The 20985-nt window shown below is 64.1% G+C and carries 14 protein-coding genes and 2 pseudogenes; 9 read left to right on the forward strand and 7 right to left on the reverse strand.

Going from position 1 to position 20985, the window contains the following annotated elements:
- Positions 1–28: 28 nt before the first annotated feature.
- The gene (locus FJW07_RS09320; protein WP_181182602.1) at positions 29–1006 is read right to left on the reverse strand and encodes a LysR family transcriptional regulator; all 978 of its coding nucleotides are present in this window, start codon (positions 1004–1006) and stop codon (positions 29–31) included.
- 117 nt (positions 1007–1123) lie between these two features.
- Here FJW07_RS09320 and FJW07_RS09325 point away from each other — a divergent pair, with 117 nt between their 5' ends.
- The 7 genes from FJW07_RS09325 to FJW07_RS09355 all read left to right on the forward strand — a co-directional run bounded on the left by FJW07_RS09325 (position 1124) and on the right by FJW07_RS09355 (position 12496).
- Positions 1124–3571: an FAD-dependent oxidoreductase gene (locus FJW07_RS09325; RefSeq protein ID WP_210239865.1), complete on the forward strand. Its 2448-nt coding sequence runs from the start codon at positions 1124–1126 to the stop codon at positions 3569–3571.
- On the forward strand, positions 3568–6033 hold the full coding sequence (locus FJW07_RS09330; protein ID WP_140855968.1) for an FAD-dependent oxidoreductase: 2466 nt from the start codon (positions 3568–3570) through the stop codon (positions 6031–6033). Before FJW07_RS09325 ends, FJW07_RS09330 begins: the two co-directional genes overlap by 4 nt.
- 14 nt (positions 6034–6047) lie before the next feature.
- Positions 6048–7610, forward strand: a complete 1563-nt coding sequence (locus tag FJW07_RS09335; RefSeq protein ID WP_140654063.1) for a trimethylamine methyltransferase family protein — start codon at positions 6048–6050, stop codon at positions 7608–7610.
- A 155-nt stretch (positions 7611–7765) separates the two neighbouring features.
- Entirely contained in the window at positions 7766–8731 is a 966-nt protein-coding gene (locus FJW07_RS09340; protein ID WP_181167159.1) for a glycine betaine ABC transporter substrate-binding protein, read from the forward strand.
- A 106-nt stretch (positions 8732–8837) separates the two neighbouring features.
- On the forward strand, positions 8838–9872 hold the full coding sequence (locus tag FJW07_RS09345) for a betaine/proline/choline family ABC transporter ATP-binding protein (RefSeq protein WP_140856231.1): 1035 nt from the start codon (positions 8838–8840) through the stop codon (positions 9870–9872).
- Positions 9869–11389, forward strand: a complete 1521-nt coding sequence (locus tag FJW07_RS09350; RefSeq protein WP_210239867.1) for an ABC transporter permease subunit — start codon at positions 9869–9871, stop codon at positions 11387–11389. The genes FJW07_RS09345 and FJW07_RS09350 overlap by 4 nt, the downstream gene beginning before the upstream one ends.
- Before the next feature lie 159 nt (positions 11390–11548).
- Complete coding sequence (locus FJW07_RS09355) at positions 11549–12496, forward strand: IS630 family transposase (RefSeq protein ID WP_140855972.1); 948 nt, start codon at positions 11549–11551, stop codon at positions 12494–12496.
- Between the two features lie 6 nt (positions 12497–12502).
- Here the strand turns inward: FJW07_RS09355 and glnQ are convergent.
- A pseudogene (glnQ, locus tag FJW07_RS09360) lies at positions 12503–12730 on the reverse strand (glutamine ABC transporter ATP-binding protein GlnQ); the annotation flags it as partial.
- Positions 12731–12734: 4 nt separating this feature from the next.
- Between glnQ and FJW07_RS09365 the strand changes: the two are divergent.
- A pseudogene (locus tag FJW07_RS09365) lies at positions 12735–13121 on the forward strand (amino acid synthesis family protein); the annotation flags it as partial.
- Between the two features lie 282 nt (positions 13122–13403).
- Here the strand turns inward: FJW07_RS09365 and guaA are convergent.
- The 4 genes from guaA to FJW07_RS09385 form a co-directional block, all read right to left on the reverse strand.
- Entirely contained in the window at positions 13404–14969 is a 1566-nt protein-coding gene (gene guaA / locus FJW07_RS09370; RefSeq protein WP_140855974.1) for a glutamine-hydrolyzing GMP synthase, read from the reverse strand.
- A 70-nt stretch (positions 14970–15039) separates the two neighbouring features.
- Positions 15040–15678 (reverse strand): 5'-methylthioadenosine/S-adenosylhomocysteine nucleosidase, encoded by a 639-nt coding sequence (locus FJW07_RS09375; RefSeq protein ID WP_140643946.1) that lies wholly within the window; start codon positions 15676–15678, stop codon positions 15040–15042.
- A 3-nt stretch (positions 15679–15681) separates the two neighbouring features.
- Complete coding sequence (locus tag FJW07_RS09380) at positions 15682–16143, reverse strand: PaaI family thioesterase (protein WP_140643944.1); 462 nt, start codon at positions 16141–16143, stop codon at positions 15682–15684.
- 93 nt (positions 16144–16236) lie between these two features.
- Positions 16237–17526, reverse strand: coding sequence for an RsmB/NOP family class I SAM-dependent RNA methyltransferase (locus FJW07_RS09385; RefSeq protein ID WP_140855976.1), 1290 nt, complete (start codon positions 17524–17526; stop codon positions 16237–16239).
- A gap of 331 nt (positions 17527–17857) precedes the next feature.
- Between FJW07_RS09385 and FJW07_RS09390 the strand changes: the two genes are divergently transcribed.
- Positions 17858–18535: an MIP family channel protein gene (locus tag FJW07_RS09390; RefSeq protein ID WP_140643940.1), complete on the forward strand. Its 678-nt coding sequence runs from the start codon at positions 17858–17860 to the stop codon at positions 18533–18535.
- A 67-nt stretch (positions 18536–18602) separates the two neighbouring features.
- Here FJW07_RS09390 and katG read toward each other — a convergent pair whose 3' ends face one another.
- Positions 18603–20816: a catalase/peroxidase HPI gene (gene katG, locus FJW07_RS09395; RefSeq protein WP_140855978.1), complete on the reverse strand. Its 2214-nt coding sequence runs from the start codon at positions 20814–20816 to the stop codon at positions 18603–18605.
- Between the last annotated feature and the right edge of the window lie 169 nt (positions 20817–20985).

The raw sequence follows: 20985 nt of genomic DNA on the forward strand, positions 1-20985 counted from the left end.
TCGTCATCAGGATAACTGATGAAGCTGATTAGTCGCTTCTCGAGGGGCGGTCGAGCGTGTAGCAGTCGGCCGGAAGGCCGGGCAGGCGCGTGCTGATCGCGTGGGTCAGCACTTCCGCGGTGCGGTCGGCGAAAGCCTCGGGGATATTTCCGAGTTCGCGCTCGCGCGCCACCAGCAGAATGTTGCGTGACAGGCTGGTGAAGGGCAGAGGATGGACGTCGATCTCCATGCCTTCCGCCAGGCCATCGATGAGCAAGGTGGGCGTCAGGATGGCGAAGCCCATGCCAGCGGCCACCGGCGCCATCACCACGCTGGAACGATCGCCTTCCATGGCGCGCGCAATCTCGATGCGCAGCCGGCTGAGATGCTGATCGACGCGCAGGCCGACCGGCGTCTCGCGCGAGAAGCGCACGAAGGCAAGCTTCTTGGACAGCTTGACGATGTCGCCGACATCGCCGGCAAAGCCTTTCGGCGTCACCAGCAGGAATTTCTCGGTCATCACCGGATAACGCGTCAGCCCCTCGATCTCGAACAACTCTCCCGACGTAACCGCAAGGTCGGCGCGGCGAGCGCGCAGCAAGGCGACGTGGTCGGTAGCGAGCCCCGCGAACAGGCTGAGCTCGGGAATGCCGAAGTTCTTGCGGGCCAGCACCGAAAGCGCCGGCGCCAGGGTGGTCGCGATCGACGCCAGAAGCGCGATGCGCAAAAGCGGCAGCGGCGCCGCGTTGACGCGCCGCGCATCCGTGCGCAAGCCCTCGACCTCGCTCAGTATGGCGACCGCGCGGCGATGCAAGGCGATGCCGGCCTTGGTGAGCTCGATCGGTCGCAGATTGCGGTCGATCAGACTGACGCCGAGCGCGCTTTCCAGATTCTTCAGATGCTGGGAAGCGGCCGATTGCGTCATGCCCAGCATCTGCGCCGCCTGCGTTACATGCCTGGTCTCTACGATGGCGACGAACACCTCGATCGACCGGAACAGATTGAAATCGAAACTGCCGCTCTTCACCCGCAACTCCGCCCTCAAGGCTCCATAAGTTTTCCTAATGTTGCGAAATTTAGGTTGAGCGCAAGAGGCTTGGCGGAAAAGATCGCCCGGTTCGATCCAGCAAAGGTAGCTTACAAGGTGAATGACAGCGCACGCATCGTGATCATTGGCGGCGGAGTCATTGGCCTCGGCATAGCCTATCACCTGGCTGAATTGGGTGTGAGCGATGTCGTCCTCCTGGAACGCCACCAGCTGACCAGCGGCACTTCCTGGCATGCAGCCGGAATCGTCGGTCCGTTGCGCGCCAACCTCAACCTGACAAGGCTGGCGCAATATGCGACCGAGCTGTTTCCACGCCTCGAGGAGCTGACCGGCCAGGCGTCCGGCTACAGGCGCACCGGCGGCCTCTGGCTGGCGCGGCGTCCGGAGCGCATGGACGAGTTGAAGCGCATCGCGCATATGGGCGATGTCTGCGGCCTGACGGTGGGGATCGTCGATCAGGCCGGCGTGGCGGAACGCGTGCGCGGCATCGTTGCCGACGGGGTTGAAGGCGCGCTCTGGGTCGAGGAAGACGGTCAGGCCAATCCGGTCGACATCTGTGCCGCCTACGCCAAGCGCGTCCGCGCGGCCGGCATCCGTATCGTGGAAGGGGCGTCTTGTTCAGGCATAGTAATCCGTAACGGCCGGGTCGCCGGCGTCACGTTGGCTACGGGCGTCACCATCGATTGCGAGATCGTCGTCAACTGCGCGGGCGCCTGGGCACGCGATATCGGCGCGCTGGCGGGCGTTCCGGTGCCGCTGCAGGCGGTCGAGCACATGTATGTGGTGACCGAGCCGATCACCGGCCTGCAGGATCCGTTCCCGATCCTGCGCGACCTCGACGAAGGCATCTATATCAAGGGCGATTCCGGCAAGCTGGTGCTGGGCGGGTTCGAGCCGAATGCCAAGATCTTCGACGTTCGCGGACCGGCGGGTGACAGGCCTTTCCTCGAACTGCCGGAGGATTGGGAGCAGTTCGAACCGTTCATGTCTGCCGGGCTGAAGCTTCTGCCGGCGCTTTCGCAAACCGGCATACGGCATTTCATGAACGGGCCGGAGAGCTTTACGCCGGATACACGTCCGCTGATGGGCGAGTCGCCCTATCTGCGCGGCTTCTATGTCGCCGCCGGCTTCAACTCGACCGGCATGATGTCGTCGGCCGGTGCTGGCAAGGCGATGGCCGAGTGGATCGTCGACGGCGAGCCCGGGCTTGATCTCTGGGCGCTCGATATCGCCCGTTTCGACCGCTCGGCTGCGGCGCGTTCCTTTGTCGGCGCCAGGATGGAAGAATCAGTTGCCGATCTGTTCCGCATGCACTGGCCCTACAAGCAGGCAACCGCCGGTCGCGATGTGAGGCGTTCCGCCTTTCATAGGACCTTCGCAGAAGCCGGCGCCGTGTTCGGCGCACCGACCGGCTGGGAGCGGCCGCTGTGGTTCGGCGGAGAGGAGACGCGCGGCTACTCCGTGGGTGCCCAGAAGTGGTGGGGCGCGGCCAAGGCCGAAGCCGAGCGGATGGCGCAAGGCGTCGGACTGTTCGAGCTTTCGCCCTTCACCAAGATCGACGTGCGCGGACGCGACGCGGCCAAGCTGATGCAGAGGCTGTGCACGGCCGATGTCGACCGGTCCGAAGGCCGCGCCGTGTATACACAGATGCTCAATGCGCGCGGCGGCATCGAGGCCGACGTGACGGTCGCGCGGGTCGGAGCGGATGCTTTCCGTGTGATCTCGGGTGCAGCGACAAGGCAGAAAGACCTCGCTTGGATTAACCGCCATGCCGAAGATCTTGGCGTCAATGTTTCGGTCTTCGACGCCACATCCGCTGAGGCCGTTCTCGGCATCATGGGGCCGCGCTCGCGCGACCTGCTGCAAGGCCTGACCGACGCCGATCTTTCCGATGCGGCGTTTCCATTTTCCACCTCACAACGCATAGATATCGGCACCGCCAATGTCCGCGCCATCCGAGTCAGTTTTGTCGGCGAGCTCGGCTTCGAACTTTACGTGCCGGTAGAGCATGCCGAAAGCGTGTTTGCCACGATCATCTCGGCTGGCAGCGGCTATGGCTTGGCGCTTTGCGGGCACTACGCACTCGATGGCTGCCGCTTGGAAAAGGGCTTCCGCCATTGGGGACACGATATCGGTCCGAAGGACACGCCATTGGAGGCGGGCCTCTCTTTTGCGGTATCCTGGAAGAAGAGCGATTTCATCGGCCGCGAGGCGCTGCTTAGGCAGAAGGCCGAGGGCGTACAGCGCCGGCTGATGCATTTCGCCGTTGAAGGAGCTAACCCCCTTCTGCTGCATGACGAGCCGATCTATCGAAACGGCAAGCTGGCCGGATTGACGACCTCGGGCGGGCTCGGCGCGCGCACGGGCCTCAGCCTTTGCCTTGGCTATGTCGCCAGCGATCCGGGCGAGCCGAAAACGCAGCTCTTTCAGTCTGACTACGAAATCGCGGTCGCCGGCACACGCTACAAAATGCGTACGCTCGACAAACCGCCTTACGACCCAACCGGAATGCGCATGCGCGGACATGCGGAGGAGACGCTATGAGACAACATGCCCGCGTGGTCATTATCGGCGGAGGCGCCATGGGCGTGTCGCTGCTCTATCACCTTGCCAAGCGAGGCTGGAGCGATGTCATGCTTGTCGAGAGACAAGAGCTGACGGCAGGCTCAACCTGGCATGCGGCGGGGCTCTGCACGCATTTCGCCCACAATGCAACGATCATGGAGATGCGCGCCCATTCGGTGCGGCTCTATCGCGAGATACTGACCGCCGAGACCGGACTGCCAACCGGCTTCCATGCCAGCGGCGCGCTGCGCATCACCCGCTCGAAAGCGCGCATGGATGAATTCCGCCACGTGCAAGGGCTCGGCCGGTTCGTCGGTCATGACTTCCACATCCTCAGTCCAGCCGAGCTCAAGGATATCTATCCGCTCTGTCACACGGACGAGGTCATCGGCGCAATCTACGAGCCTAATGACGGCCATGTCGATCCGACACTGGCCACCAATGCCATGGCCGCTGGCGCGCGCTCGCGTGGCGCCGAGATCGTGCGGCATAATCCGGTACTGGGGATCGAGCGCAAGCCGTCCGGCGAATGGCTGGTGCGCACGGAGCAGGGCGACATCGTTGCCGAGCATATCGTCAACGCCGCCGGCACATGGTGCCGAGAGATCGGCGCAATGATGGGCATCGACCTGCCTGTCGTGCCGATGCTGCACCAATATGTCGTGACCGACACCGTTCCGGAAATCGCCGAGCGCATCGCCGCCGGCGCCAAGGAACTGCCGATCATCCGCGATCCGGAAGAAAGCTGGTACCTGCGCCAGGAGCGCGACGGCTACATCGTCGGCCCTTATGAGAAGTCGGCCCATCCGTGGGCGATCGACGGGGTGCCGCCGGAGTTCGGCATGGAATTGCTGCCGCCCGATCTCGACCGCGTCGAGCACATCATCGCGCTGGCCATGGACCGGGTGCCAGCGCTCGCCAATGCCGGCATCAAGACAGTGGTCAACGGCCCGATCACTTTCACGCCCGACGCCAACCCGCTGATCGGCCCTGCCTTTGGCCTCGGCAATGCATGGCTGCTCACCGGCTCCAGCATGGGCGTGATGGAAGGCGGCGGCGCCGGCCGTTTCCTTGCCGACTGGATCATCGACGGGGCGCCGCGCAGCGATGCGCTCGCCATCGATCCGCGCCGCTTCGGCAATTATGCCGACCGCGACTATCGCATCGACAAGGCGGTCGAAGGGTTCGGCCTGCAATTCGGGATCCACTATCCCAACGAAGAACGCGACGCCGGCCGGCCGCGTCGCACGACGCCGGCGCTGGACCTTCAAAAAAGCCAGGGCGCCGTGCTGGGCGTCGCCTATGGCTGGGAGCGGCCAAACTGGTTCGCCGTCAAGGGCGCCGACCGCGATCCGCCGCTGACCTTCCGCAAGCCCGGCTGGTTCGACGCCGTGCGTGGCGAGTGCCTTGCCGTGCAGGACAGCGTCGGCGCCATCGACCTCTCCGCCTTTTCCAAATTCGAGATCGGCGGGCCCGGCGCCAGCGCGTTCATGGCGTCGCTCGGCGCCAACCGGCCACCCGAACGCCTCGGCCGCATCGGCCTCATTCACGTGCTGACGGCGAATGGCGGCGTGGCGTCGGAATTTACCGTGACGCGCTTCGGCGATGACGGGTTCTATCTCACCAGCGCCGCCCTCGCGGAAAGGCATGACGAGGATCTGCTGCGCTCGCGCGCCGCGGAATTTCCTGGCGTGACGATCGACAACGTCACGGAAAGACGGGGGGTGCTGGGGGTGATGGGGCCGCGCGCCCGCGACCTGCTGGCAAAGATCTGCGAAGCGGATCTGTCGAACACGGCATTTCCCTGGCTTTCCGCGCAGATCATCCGGGTGGCGGGCATCAAGGCGGCTGCACTTCGGGTCTCCTATGCAGGTGAACTCGGGTGGGAATTGCATGTGCAGCTCGCGCAATTCGGTAAGCTTTACGAAGCGGTCGCCAAGGCCGGCGCGCAGTTCGACCTACGTCCGTTTGGCATCTATGCGCTGAACGCGATGCGGCTGGAAAAAAGCTATCGCGGCTGGGGCGCGGACCTGACCACCGAGCGGACGCCGCTGGAGGCTGGATTGAGCGCTTTGGTCAAAGCCGAGGGGCGGACATTCGTCGGCCGCGCGGCGATGCTGGCACGCGTCGGCGACAGCTCCTGGACAATGGCGTTGCTCGAGATCGACGATGACGGTGAACGTCTGCCTTTCTACGCCCACGCGGTGATGCAGGCAGGCCGCCCCGTCGGGATCGTCACCTCCGGCGCACGTGGTTTCCGGACCGGCAAGACGCTTGCCCTCGCCTATCTGCGGCCCGGCATCTCGCCGCAGCAATTGACGGTTTCCATCCTCGGCCGGGAGTTCTCCGCGCGTGAGCTTCGCGAGGCGCCTTACGACCCAGCCAATATGCGGCTTCGCGGACTTCAGCCCGCCGAGCAGTCTGCCTTAACGCCCGCTTGATATCGGAGCAGACCATGGACAAGGAAGCGACGATCACCACCGAAACGCATGCTCCGAGAACCGGCGGCCGCGCAGGAAGGCTCGGCCAGCGCAGCGCGCGGCAGGCGCCGCGGCGCCCCTATATCCGCCGCAGGATCGGCACCTTCAACATCCTCGATGAGGAGGGGCTGAGCCTGATCGAAGCCAATGCCGACCAGTTGCTCAAGGAAGTCGGCATGGAATTCCATGACGATCCCGAGATCCTCGATATCTTCCGCAACGCCGGCGCCGACGTGCAGGGGACGAGGGTACGCTTCGAGCCCGGCATGTGCCGCAAGATCATCCGCGCCACCGCGCCTTCGCAATTCAAGCAGCATGCGCGAAATCCCGAGAACACGGTGATGATCGGCGGCGACAATACGGTGCTCTGCCCATCCTGGGGACCCCCCTTCGTGCATGACCTCGATCGCGGCCGCCGCTATGCGACGATCGCGGATTTTCGCGATCTGGTGAAAATGCACCAGATGATCCCGCATCTGCATCATTCGGGCGGCGTCGTCTGCGAGCCGGTCGACCTGCCGGCCAACAAGCGCCATCTCGACATGCTCTATACCCACATCCGTCATTCGGACCGCGCCTTCATGGGCGCGTTCATCGGATCGAAGCGGGCGCAGGACGCGGTCGACATGGCCAAGATCGTCTTCGGCGAAGAATTCGTCGCCAACAACGCCGTGCTTTATAACGTCTCCAACACCAATGCGCCGCTGGTGCTCGACGCTAACATGTCCGGCTCGCTGAAGGTCTATGCGCGCAACAACCAGCCGGTCGCCTGCACGCCCTGGACACTGGCTGGCGCGATGAGTCCTTGCACCGTCGCCGGCACGCTGGCGCAAGTGCTGGCCGAAGCGCTGGCCTGCCTCAGCCTCGTGCAGTTGATCAATCCCGGCGCGCCCTGCCTGATGGGGAGCTTCGCCAGCACCATCTCGATGCAGAGCGGCGCGCCGACCTTCGGCACGCCGGAGGCCGGCAAGATGGTGCTTGCGTGCGGGCAATTGGCGCGGCGCGTCGGCGTGCCGTTCCACACCGTCGGTTCGCTGTCGGCTTCCAAGCTTCCCGATGCCCAGGCCGAGCAGGAGGCGACCTGGGGTATATTGATGTCGATGTTTGCCGGCGCCAATGTCATCAACCATGCCACCGGCTGGCTCGAGGGTGGGCTAGTGACCGGCTTCGAGAAGACGGTCATCGACGCCGACCTCTGCGGCAAGCTCGCCAGCCTGTTCGAGGGCATCGATCTTTCCGTCAACGCGCAAGCGATGGAGGCCATCGAGGCAGTCGGGCCGGGCTCGCATTTCCTCGGCAGCGAGCATACGCAAGCCAACTTCCTTTCCGCCTTCTACCGGTCCTCCATCAGCGACAACAATTCCTTCGAGCAGTGGAACGAGGAAGGACGGCTGGATGCCGCGCAGCGCGCCAACCGGCAATGGAAGCGGCTGCTCGAGGACTACCACGACCCCGGCCTCGATCCGGCGATCGACGAGGCGCTGCAGGCCTTCATTGCCAACCGGAAGGCCAGTGAGCCCGATCAAGCCTATTTCTAGAGCGACCTGGCTTAGAGCACGTTGCGGAGCGCCAGCGACCTTATGCACTCCATCGATTTTCCTTATGTGGTGAAATTTGGGATGGATTGCCTGCATGTTCCGCTAACCTGATGGGTAGACTGAATGAAATCAGCGCAACCAAGTTGGGGAACACCATGAAAGGCTACCTGCTCAAGACCGCACTCGGCGTCCTTCTGCTGACGCCCGCGGCTTCTTCTTATGCTGCCGACGTGACGATGCCAGACCCGAATTACGCCACCGCGACGGCGGTCATGAACGTCATCAAGAACGCGGCCGAGCAGGAACTGGGGCTGGATGTCTCGACGGTGACGACCACCGCCGTTCCGGTGATCTGGGAAGCGATGAATCGCGGCAAGGGCGAGGTCGATATCTGGCCGGACGTCTGGTTGCCCAACCAGCAAGGCCTTGTCGACAAGTACGTCAAGGGCGCTGGCACCGTGAAGCTCGCCCAAAACGGCTACGAAGCCAAGCAGGGCTATTGCGTCACCCAGGTCACGGTCGACAAATATCACATCAAGGATGTCTCCGATCTCGCCAACCCGGACAACGCCAAGCTGTTCGACACCAATGGCGACGGCAAAGGCGAGATGTGGATCGGCGCGTCTGGCTGGCAGTCGACCAATATCGAGAAGGTCAGGGCGCGTGACTACGGTTTTGCCGATTTCTTCGACCTGCAGGTGACCGACGAAGCGGTGGCGGCGGCCTCGCTCGACCGCGCGGCGAAAGCCGACAAGCCATGGGTCGGCTATTGCTACAGCCCACACCAGAATTTCGCCCGCTACAAGCTCGCCTTCCTGACCGAGCCGAAGAACGACCCGGCGAAATTCGTCGTCGTGCAGCCCAACGACGATCCGCAATGGTTCGAAAAATCGAAGGTGTCGTCGGCCTATGCTGACACCACCGTGCATGTTGCCTATGCTGCCACGCTGGCGCAGCGCCAGCCGGACCTGACGGCGGCGCTGGAGCGTATGAGCTTCAACCCGGACGACATCTCGAAATGGGCATACGCTATCATCGTCGACAAGAAGCCGGCCGACGAGGTGGCCAAGGAGTGGATCAAGGCCCATCCGGGCGACGTGGCAAAGTGGTTCGGCCACTGAGCGGAGTGGCGCACGGCGACCATGGCCGGGAAGCGTAGGCGTGGACGCCGTGTCGGCCAACCTGAACCATAAGCGGAGCGGCTCGGCCGCTCCGCCCGCTATCGTCATGAACGGCGTCTGGAAGGTGTTCGGTCCGCGCGCGCCCGAGGCCATGGCATCCATCCTGCGCGACAGGCTGGACAAGGGGGACGTGGTCAAGCGGTTCGGCTGCGTCGTCGGCGTGGCCGATGTCAGTATCTCGGTCGCGCCCGGCGAAATCTTCTGCGTGATGGGTCTGTCGGGCAGCGGCAAATCGACCTTGATCCGCCATATCAACCGACTGCTCGAACCCTCCGCCGGCGAGATTTTCGTCGACGGCGAAAACATCATGACGAAGACGCCTGCCGAGTTGAGGACGATCAGGTCGCGCAAGGTCAGCATGGTGTTTCAGAGCTTCGGGCTGCTGCCGCACCGCACAGTGCGCGACAATGTCGCGCTGCCGCTGGAAATCCAGGCGGCGAGCAAGCAGCAACGATTCGACGTCGCCGAGGCAGCGCTCGCCAAGGTCAATCTCTCGGGATGGGGCGACCGCTACTGCCACGAGCTTTCGGGCGGCATGCAGCAGCGCGTCGGCTTGGCCCGCGCGCTGGCGGCGGATTCGGCTATCCTTCTGATGGACGAGCCGTTCAGCGCACTCGACCCGCTGATCCGGCGTCAGCTTCAGGATGAATTCCTGGAACTCTCGCGGTCGATGGGCAAGACAGTGATGTTCATCACCCACGACCTGGATGAAGCGATCCGTATCGGCGACCGCATCGCCATCATGAAGGACGGGGTCATCATCCAGATCGACACGCCCGAAGACATCGTGACGGGTCCCAGGCACGACTATGTGGCTAAATTCGTCGCCGACATTTCGCGGCTGAAGGTGATCACCGCCGGTCGCATCATGGAGCCCGTCAGCGGTTTCAGCGCAAAGAACCCGCAGTCGGACGTGAGATCTTTGCGCCGGGTGGTCGCGCAGCAGCCGCTCGGGGAACTGGTGGAACTCGCGGCCCAGGATGAGGCGCCGCTGGCCGTGACGGACGCAGAGGGAACAATTGTCGGCGTCGTCGACAGGCAGCTTCTCCTGGATGGATTGCGAAAGGGCGGACAATCGTGAGCGCCCATGATCCGCACGCCACTGGGCGGCTCGAACCGCCGACTGAAGACCGCCTGGTCGAAGAGTTCGCCGTTCAGAACCCGCATTATTATGTCGACCGCTTTTCCCGCATCCGGCGGGCGCAAAATTCTGTCTGGCCCTTCAACGTCGTAGCCGCGGTGCTCGGTCCGATCTGGGCGGCGGCGCGTGGCATCGCGGTGCTGTTCTGGATCGTCTTCTTTCTCGAAATGCTCGCGGTCGTTCAGGTCGGCATCGGCGCGGTCGGCAATCTCGGCGCGGCCGAGCAGGCGCGCGCCGAGCGGCTGACCAAGCAAGCTACGGCGCGGGCCGAACAGGCACAGGCGGCGCAAGCTTCAGGCGCAGACAATGCCGAGGGTTTGAAATTGTCGGCCGCGGCGTTGCAGAGAGCTGCGGACAAGGCAAGCGAACAAGCACAGGCGGCCGGGCAGAAAGCGCCTTTGCTCATCGGAACGGGCCTTTTGACGCTGCTTTTCGCGCGGATCATAAGCGGGTTCCTTGCCAACCGGCTGCTCGAGCGCCGCTTCGCCCGCTGGCGATCGAACCAGGCTTTGGGGCATGGGCTCAACTATCTGCTTGCGCTGTGCGCGTTTATCTTCTGCATCTTGGCCTATGGCCTCTCAATTTACCGTTTCGCCTGGGCAAACCCGGCCGGCTGGATCATGGCGGCGCCTTCCAATCGCGATTGGCAGGTTGGCCTGTCGTCGGGGCTGGACGGGCTGATGGAAGGGATATCGCATGCGGGCGAAGGCTTCTTCGGCGCAGTCACCGGCGGCATATCGCTGGTACTCGACGGTCTGTCCTACGCGCTGACCGGCATGCCATGGCCGGTGACGATGGCGGTCATCCTGATCCTCGCCTGGCAGTTGGCCGGGTCGCGGGTCACCATCTTCACCGCCGCTGCGCTCGCTTATCTCGCCCTGCTCGGCTTCTGGGAAAAAAGTCTCGAAACGGTGGCGCTGCTTGGAACCTCGGCGGTGCTTTGCCTGGTGATCGGAATCCCACTTGGCATCTGGTGTGGCCGCAGGCCGCGCGTCTACACCGCCTTGCGGCCGGTGCTAGACTTTATGCAGACCATGCCGGCCTTCGTCTATCTCATCCCGGTGATCGCGCTGTTCGGCATCGGCAAGCCGCCTGGTGTAATCGCCACGCTGATCTTCGGCACGCCGCCCGTCGTGCGGTTGACGGCGCTTGGCCTGCAAGGCGTTCCGCCGGCAATCCGCGAAGCTGCACAAGCCTATGGCGCCACGCGATGGTTCCTGCTGACGCGGGTCGACCTTCCTCTCGCCATGCCGTCGATCATGGCCGGCATCAACCAGACCATCCTGATGTGTCTTTCGATGGTGGTCATCGCGTCGCTGATTGGCGCCAAGGGGCTCGGAGAAGACGTACTCAACGCCCTGCAATACGCCGCTGTCGGCCAAGGTTTGCTCGCGGGCTTCGCCATTCTGCTCTGTGCCATGGTGATCGACCGCATCGTGCAGGGACGAGCCAGGTAAAGTCCACCATCAACGGTGCCGCGTAGCTATTCGACTGGATTCTGTCTTCTGCCTTCCCAGGAAGGCTAGAGCGTTTCATAGTTTGATTGAATCAGAAGGGATTCCCGCGTCGTCTGATTTGTGATTCAAGATGCTGGCTGGATTGGAGGCCAGCATCTGATGGTTCGACCTCTTTCCGATGATTTACGCGAGCGGGTTGTGGCGGCGGTTTTGAGCGGCGAGAGCCGCCGGTCGGCCGCCAAACGGTTCGGTATTGCAAATTCGACAGCCGTGAAGTTGTTGCAGCGCCATCAGGCAACCGGCTCGGTGGCGCCGGGCAAGATGGGTGGCCACCGTAGGCGGCTTCTGGAACCGCATCGAGCCTTCATCGTGGAGCGGATCAACCAGACCTCTGATCTGTCGCTGCATCGGCTGAAGGACGAGTTGGCCGCGCGCGGGGTCAAGGTCTCGCACAATGCGGTGTGGCAGTTCCTGCGCCGCGAAGGGCTAAGCTTCAAAAAAACGCTGTTCGCCCTTGAGCAGGCACGCGCCGATATTGCCCGTCGGCGCCAACGATGGCGATCTTGGCAGGCCGGCCTCGATCCCCAATGCCTGGTCTTCATCGATGAGACCTGGATCAAGACCAACATGGCTCCCCTGCGCGGCTGGGGGCCGAAGGGCAAGCGGCTGCGCGGCCTGGCTCCATATGGCCATTGGCGCACGCTGACTTTCCTCGGCGCGCTGCGCTGTGATCGGCTCGCGGCACCTTGCGTCTTCGACGAACCGATCAACGGCCAATGCTTCCGCGCCTATGTCGAGCAGCAGCTCATCACCGTGCTGAAGCCCGGCGACATCGTCATCATGGACAACCTGGGCAGCCATAAGTCGGCGGCCATCAGGCAGATGATCAAGGCCGCTGGCGCCAGGCTCTGGTACCTGCCGCCCTACTCACCGGACCTCAATCCGATCGAGCAGGCCTTCGCCAAGATCAAGCACTGGATGCGCCAGGCGCAGAAACGCACCGTCGAGGACACTTGGCGACACATCGGCCACCTCGTCGAAACCATCGAGGCAGCCGAATGCAAGAACTACTTCGAAAACGCCGGATGCGCTTCCGTCAAAACATGAAAGACTCTAGTGCTTCAATATCTGGCTGAGAAACAGCTTCGTCCGATCATGACGCGGGCGGCCGAAAAATGCGTCTGGCGTGCCCTTCTCGACGATCTGTCCGGCATCCATGATGAGGACGCGGTCGGCCACTGCCCGGGCAAAGCCCATCTCATGCGTCACGCACACCATGGTCATGCCGTCGCGGGCCAGTCCGGTCATCGTCTCCAGCACCTCCGAGACCATTTCGGGGTCGTATCGCCTGCTCGCGCTTATGCCGGCGGAACGTATCGAAAGCTATGGCAAGGCCGCGGCCGTCGGGGTCGCAGGCGAGATCGAGCACGCCTCGGCCATGATCCACACGCTGCGCTTCGGCAACGTGTTCCGCGACGCCGTCGGCGGCACGACCTACCTCGAATTCTGCAACACCCGCAACGCGCCAGGCGCGCTGCTGTCGCTGCCGATGATGGACAAGAGCGAGAACGGCCGGCGCTCGCATTTCATCACCGCCAACTTTCAGATCGCCGACGGCCCGGCCGCGGACGAGATCGTCATGGCCATCGGCGCGGCGGGCGGTGGCCGGCTCCATCCGCGGATTGCGGATCGCTTTCAGGACATGAAAGAGATGGAGGAGGCCGCTGGATAGCGCTTGTGCGCAATACGCTGGCGTTGTTGTTGATAGTCCGCTTCAGGAACGAGCAAGGCCCGCTTAAACGGCCGAGACGAGGAGCAAAGCGGACACGCCTTTACGCAGGCAATTCTACGCTACAGCGCTCGCACCATTCGAAAGCACTTTACGGGATGCGGGCCCAGATCGGCCTGCCATCTCGAGATTGAGATCCCCAGCCGAGCAAGAGTGAGACATGAAGGCAATTCATAGGGCAGCGAAAACCACCGCCGAAACTACGCTATTGCCGCCGTTCTCCCTCTACTCCCACTCGATTGTGCCGGGCGGCTTCGAGGTCACGTCGTAGACGACGCGGTTGATACCCTTGACCTCGTTGATGATGCGGGTGGCGGCCGCACCCAGGAAGTTCATGTCGTAGTGGTAGAAGTCGGCCGTCATCCCGTCGACGGAGGTTACGGCACGCAAAGCGCAGACGAATTCGTAGGTGCGGCCGTCGCCCATCACCCCGACCGTCTGCACCGGAAGCAGCACCGCGAAGGCCTGCCAGATCGCGTCGTAAAGTCCGGCCTTGCGTATCTCGTCGAGATAGATGGCGTCGGCCTCGCGCAGGATCTCCAGCTTCTCGCGCGTGATGCCGCCCGGGCAGCGTATGGCGAGGCCGGGACCGGGGAACGGATGGCGGCCGATGAAGCTTTCGGGCAGGCCGAGCTCCTTGCCGAGCGCCCTCACCTCGTCCTTGAACAGTTCGCGCAGCGGCTCGACCAGCTTCATGTTCATGCGCTCGGGCAGGCCGCCGACATTATGGTGCGACTTGATCGTCACCGACGGGCCGCCGGAGAAGGAGACGCTTTCGATGACATCGGGATAGAGCGTGCCCTGCGCCAGGAAATCGGCGCCGCCGAGCTTCTTCGCCTCGTCCTCGAACACTTCGATGAACAGGCGGCCGATGGTCTTGCGCTTCTTTTCGGGATCGGCCTCGCCTTCCAGCGCCGAGATGAAGCGGTCTGAGGCGTCGACCAGGATCAACGGCAGGTTGTAGTGCTGGCGGAACATCTCCACCACGCTTGCCGCCTCGTCCTTGCGCATCAAGCCATGGTCGACGAGGATGCAGGTCAGCTGGTCGCCGACCGCTTCGTGGATCAGAAGTGCGGCAACCGAAGAGTCTACGCCGCCCGAGAGCGCGCAGATGACCTTGCCCTTGCCGACCTGCTTGCGGATCGTTTCGACCGCGTGCTCGCGATAGGCGCGCATCGTCCAGTCGCCCTCGATGCCGGCGATGTTGTGGACGAAGTTCCGGAGCAGCCTGGCGCCGTCCGGCGTGTGCACCACTTCCGGATGGAACATGATGCCGTACATCTTGCGCTCGATATCGCCGAAGATGGCGAAGGGCGAGCTTTCCGACTTGCCGAGCACCTTGAAGCCCGGCGGCAGTTCGATGACGCGGTCGCCATGGCTCATCCACACCTGGTGGCGCTGGCCGGGCGCCCACAGGCCTTCGAACAGCGGGCTCTCCTTCTCGATCTCGACGAAGGCGCGGCCGAACTCGCGGTGGTTGGAGCTTTCGGCGACGCCGCCCATCTGCACGCAGAGCGCCATCTGGCCGTAGCATATGCCGAGCACCGGCACGCCGGCGTCGAAGACGACCTGCGGCGCGCGCGGGCTGCCGATGTCGGTGGTCGAGGCCGGACCGCCCGACAGGATCACCGCTTTCGGCTTGATGCGCTTGAAGGCCGCTTCGGCCGATTGGAACGGCACGATCTCGGAAAAGACGCCGGCCTCGCGGATGCGGCGGGCGATAAGCTGGGTGAACTGGCTGCCGAAATCGACAATCAGTACGGTGTCGGTGTGATTGGCTGTCGTCGTCATGGCGAGCCTTTAGAGAAAGAAACGAGTCGGCGCAATGGGCTCAGCGCTGCGGCTTTCCGTCCTTTTTGGCCTATCCCAGCCGGATCGCGCCGGAGACGACCGCCTGCTCCAGCAAGTCGATGGCAGCGGCCAGCTTCTCGTCGATCACGTGCAGATATTCCGTCCAGTCGTTGACGTGCCTGAGATCGGCCGCGCCGTCGGAAATGCCGCGCAGGCCGACCAGCGGCACGCCGAAGAGCTGGCAGGCGCGCAAGCAGGCGAAGGTCTCCATGTCGACCATGTCGGCATCGATGACGTCATAGGCGGCGCCGGAAATGATCGCGCCGCCGGTCGATAGCGAGGCGGCCTTGACACCCGGGATGACGAAAGGCAGCGGCACCGTCACCGGCAGGTTGAGGAAAGGCGTCGCGCCCTTCTCGAAGCCGAGCGGCGAAGCGTCCATGTCGCGATAGCTCACCGACACGACCTGGTAGATCTCGGCCTGTTCCAGCTTGCGGCTGCCGGCCGAGCCCAGCGAAACAACCAGGTCCGGGAGCGCTCCCTCGGCTTTCAACGCCGCAAGCTCGGCGCCCAGCCTGACACCGGCCTCGACCGGGCCGACGCCGGTCATCAGCGGCGTGAACAGGTTTTTCAGGTGCGGGCCGTATTCGGCCTCGACCGCCATGACGAAGAGAACCGCCTTGCCGGCAATCTGAACTGCACCCGCCATGGATCAGCCTTCTATCCCGTCGCGGCCGACCACCGTCATCATGGTGCCGGTCATGGTGGCGATCAGCTTGGCCTCGCCGTCGGCGGCGAAGGCATAGGCCTGGCCGTCGGCGACGATGATGGTGCGGCCGGGTTTGGTCACGGAACCGCGGAACAGGAACCGCTCGCCCCTGCCCGGAGCGAGGAGATTCACCTTGAACTCGATGGTCAGCACGCTGGAATTCTGCGGCATCAGCGAAAAGGCCGCGTAACCGCAGGCGGAGTCCAAAGCGGTCGAAATGACGCCGGCATGCAGGAAGCCATGCTGCTGGGTAAGTGAGGCGGAATAAGGCATCTCGATCTCGATGATGCCGGGCGTCACCAGCGTCAGCTCGGCGCCGATCGTGGCCATTGCCTCCTGCCGGGCAAAGGACGCCCTGACGCGTTCCTCGAAGTCGGGAGCGGGTACGATCTTGGCTGCTGCCATGGCGCTTTGCCTCATATTGCTGGCGAAGTTTATTGCAGAGCCCGGCAAAACAGGCAATCTTTTATGCTGCAGCGCAGCAAAAGCCGGTTGTCTTCAAGCAGCCCGGCGCAGGGCGTGGAAATAGAACCCGTCGGTGCCGCTCAACGCCGGTGACAGCGAGATGCCGCCGCCTTCGCTGATACGTGCGGCCCCTTCATGACCAGGGAAGCGGCCATCCCAGAGCTGACGATGATCGACCGGCGCAAAGCCTTCATGGCGCTCGCGGAAGGCCGCGACCTGCTCGCCGTTCTCGGCATCGAACACCGAACAGGTGATGTAGACCAGCAAACCGCCCGGCTTGACGAAGGCCTGCGCGGTGTCGAGGATCGCCTGCTGCTCTCCCTTGCGGGCATCGAGCTGCCTCTCGGTCAGCCGCCATTTGGCGTCGGGACGCCGCCGCCAGGTGCCGCTGCCGGTGCAGGGCGCGTCGATCAGCACGATATCCATGTGGTTGGCGAGCGGCGCAAGCTCCGCGGGCTTGCTGACGACCTGGACGTTGCGGTTGTGCGAACGGCGGATGCGCTCGAAGATCGGCGCCAGCCGCACCTTCTCCGCATCATGGGCGAAGAGCTGGCCCCGATTGTCCATCTCGGCCGACAGCGCCAGCGTCTTGCCGCCGGCGCCGGCGCAATAGTCGAGCACCTGCATGCCGGGCGCGGCGCCGGCAAGTGCCGCGGCAAGCTGCGAACCCTCGTCCTGCACTTCGAACCAGCCTTTCTGGAAGGCCGGCTCGGCCTGCACGTTGGGGTGCCGGCCGTCGCCGTCGATCGGCGGGATGCGGATGCCGTGCGGCGCGATCGCCGCCGGCGCGGCACCCGTGCCCTGGAGCTCGGCCAGCACCTTGGCACGATCGGCCTGGAGCGTGTTGACCCTCAGATCCAGCGGCGGGCGCTGCGCCAGGGCGGCGCCTTCCTCGACCCAGGCCTCGCCATAGGCTCGCTCGAGCAGCGGCGCGCACCAGTCCGGGATATCGGCCCGCACCACGTCGGGCGCGTCGGCCAGCCTGCGGCCGGCGGCTGCCTTCAGCTCGCCGGCGTCGAGCAGCGGCGGCGCGAATTTGTCGCCATCGAGCGCGTCGTTGAGCGACTGCGCCGTCTGGCCCCATTCCAACAGAAGCGCGCCAAAGCCGATGGCGCGCGGCGTGTCCTCGCCGAACAGCCAGCCGGCCGAGCGTTTGCGGCGCAACGCGTCATAGACGATGTTGCCGATCGCCGCGCGATCGCCGCCACCGGCGAAGCGATGCGACAGGCCCCAGTCGCGCAGGGCGTCGGCCACCGGCCGGTGACGCCGGCCGATGTCTTCCAGAATCTCTATCGCCGCCGCCAGCCTTCCGCCCAGTCGCATCCTGTTTTCCGTAGCTGTTTACAAATCGGGTCCAGCCCGCTCTTAAAGCCTTTCAGGCCAGGATTGAAACAGTTCCATTCGGTTTGCCGATGAAATGACGTTTCAAGACCGGACGATTTGGCCGAACGGTTTTTCCATGGCGAGAGGTGCGGCCGGGAAACAAGAACAATCGATCAGAACATGAAAGACTTCTAATGTTTTGATTGACGCCTGCAAGAAAGTCGGCCTGCTTAACCTCCCAGCTTTGCAAGTGTTGTCCACAGGAATACTCTTCCACCAGTGATTCGCGGCGCGGGAAACGCGGTTTGGCGGGTCCGACAAGGAGAGGGCAATGAAGACTTATCTGGCAGAAGTTCTCGGCACATTTTTGTTGGTGTTCATCGGCACCGCCTCCGTGGTCACGGGCGGTTTCGGCGGCGCGCTGCCGCTCGGACAGGAAGGCATCGGCCTGGCGTTCGGCATCGGTCTGATCGCCGCGGCCTATGCGATCGGCCCGATCTCGGGCGCGCATCTCAATCCGGCGGTGACGCTGGGCGTGTTCCTGGCGGGGCGGATGCCGGCCAAGGATGTCGTCCCCTACTGGATCGCGCAGGTCATCGGCGCCATCATCGCCTCGCTGGCGCTGTGGATCATCGTATCGGGCCAGGCTGGCGGCCACACCGGCGGCTTCGGCGCCAATGGCTGGGACGAGACGAAATGGGGCATGAGCTCGGCCTTCCTGTGGGAGCTGATCGGCACCTTCACCTTCGTCACGGTGATCCTTGGCGTCACCAACGCCAAGCACACCACCGCCTTTGCCGGCCTGGTCATCGGCCTGACGCTGGCGGGGATCCACTTCGCCATGATCCCGGTGACCGGCACCTCGGTCAATCCGGCGCGCTCGATCGGCCCGGCGCTGTTTTCGGGCGGTGCTGCGCTCAGCCAGCTCTGGCTGTTCATCGTCGCGCCGCTGATCGGCGGAGCGATTGCCGGCGTGGTCGCCAAGGCCGGCATCTTCGAGAAAGACTGATAGCTCTGGATAAATGCCAAAAAGGCGCGGGCATGACCCGCGCCTTTTTCGTTGGGAGGATGCGATCTTACTTCGTGGCGATGTCGAAGCGGTCGGCGTTCATCACCTTGGTCCAGGCCTTGACGAAATCCTTGACGAACTTCGCCTTGGCGTCGGCCGAGCCGTAGACCTCGGAGAGCGCGCGCAACTGCGCGTGCGAGCCGAAGATCAGGTCGGCACGGGTGCCGGTCCACTTCACTTGCTTGGTCTTGCGGTCGCGCGCTTCGTAGACCTCGTCCGAGCCCGGCTCTGAGCCGGCCGCCGGATCCCACACGGTCGCCATCGAGAGCAGATTGACGAAGAAGTCGTTGGTCAGCGTGCCCGGCCTATCGGTGAAGACGCCATGCTTGGATCCGCCGGCATTGGCGCCTAGCACGCGCAGGCCGCCGACCAGTACGGTCAGTTCGGGCGCCGTCAGCGTGAGGAGCTGGGCGCGGTCGACCAGCATCGCTTCGACCGACATCGGCAACCGACCGCGAGCATAATTGCGGAAGCCATCGACCTTCGGCTCCAGGGCAGCGAAGGAGGCGACATCCGTCTGCTCCTGCGAAGCGTCCATGCGGCCCGGCGTGAAGGGCACCGTCACCTCGGTGCCACCGTCCTTCGCCGCCTTCTCGATCGCGGCGACGCCGCCGAGCACGATGAGGTCGGCGAGCGAGACCTTCTTGCCGCCGGCCTGCGCGGCGTTGAACTCCTTCTGGAGAGCTTCCAGCTTGGCCAGCACCTTTGCGAGCTGGGCCGGCTGGTTGACCTCCCAGTCCTTCTGGGGCTCAAGCCGGATACGGCCGCCATTGGCGCCGCCGCGCTTGTCCGAGCCGCGGAAGGTCGAGGCCGAAGCCCAGGCGGTCGAGACCAGCTCCGAGACCGAGAGGCCGGAGGCCAGGATCTTGGCCTTGAGCGAAGCGATGTCGGCCTCGCTCACCAGCTCATGGTCGATCGCCGGGATCGGATCCTGCCAGATCAGCTCTTCCTTCGGCACGAGCGGACCCAGATAGCGCACGACCGGGCCCATGTCGCGGTGGGTGAGCTTGAACCAGGCGCGGGCGAAGGCATCGGCAAACTGTTCCGGATGCTGGTGGAAGCGGCGCGAGATCTTCTCGTAGGCCGGGTCGAAACGCAGCGCGAGGTCGGTGGTGAGCATCGCCGGCGCGTGACGCTTGGAGGGGTTGTGCGCGTCCGGAACGGTGCCGGCTCCGGCGCCGGCCTTCGGCGTCCATTGATGGGCGCCGGCCGGGCTCTTCGTCAGCTCCCATTCGTAATTGAACAGGTTGTCGAAGAAGTTGTTGCTCCATTTGGTCGGCGTCGTCGTCCAGATGACCTCGAGGCCCGAGGTGATGGCGTCGCCGGCGATGCCGGAGGCGTATTTGCTCGACCAGCCGAGGCCTTGCGCCTCGATGCCCGCGCCTTCGGGCTCGGCGCCCACCAGCGAGGCGTCACCGGCGCCATGGGTCTTGCCGAAGGTATGGCCGCCGGCGATCAGCGCCACGGTTTCCTCGTCGTTCATCGCCATGCGGCCGAAGGTCTCGCGGATGTCGCGCGCGGCGGCGATCGGATCCGGCTTGCCGTTCGGGCCTTCCGGGTTGACGTAGATGAGGCCCATCTGCACGGCGCCGAGATGGCCGCTCAGTTCACGGTCGCCCGAATACCGCTCATCCCCGAGCCACTTAGTTTCGGAGCCCCAGTCCACGTCCTGCTCCGGCTCCCACACATCGGCGCGGCCGCCGGCGAAGCCGAAGGTCTTGAAGCCCATCGATTCCAGCGCGACGTTGCCGGTGAGGATCAGAAGGTCGGCCCACGAAATCTTGCGGCCGTATTTCTGCTTGACCGGCCACAGCAGCCGGCGCGCCTTATCGAGATTGGCGTTGTCCGGCCAGCTGTTCAGCGGCGCGAAGCGCTGCTGGCCGGCACCGGCGCCGCCGCGGCCGTCGCCGATGCGATAGGTGCCGGCGCTGTGCCAGGCCATGCGGATGAAGAGCGGCCCGTAATGGCCGAAGTCGGCCGGCCACCAATCCTGCGAATCCGTCATGACCTTGGTGAGGTCCTTGACCACCGCATCGAGGTCGAGGCTCGCGAACTCCTTGGCGTAGTCGAAATCTTCGCCCATCGGGTCCGACAGGTTCGACTGCTGATGCAGGACGGCAAGGTCGAGCTGGTTCGGCCACCAGTCACGGTTGGTCCGGCCGGCGGATCCATGCGCCACTGGGCATTTGCCAGCGCTGTTATCGTCGGTTTTGGCGTCCATCTTAGTCTCCGATTCTGCAGAGGTTTTTGCCGAGGTTGAATTTTGCCGAGGTTGATTTTTCCCGAAATTCTCGGGGGCGGCCGCTGGCCGCGCCAACCTGGAATGATTCCAGACTAGGCCGGCCAGCCGATAAAGACAAATTGCCTTTCCTGTTTCATTTGATAGGATT

This window comes from Mesorhizobium sp. B3-1-9, assembly GCF_006439595.1.
Taxonomy (GTDB): domain Bacteria; phylum Pseudomonadota; class Alphaproteobacteria; order Rhizobiales; family Rhizobiaceae; genus Mesorhizobium.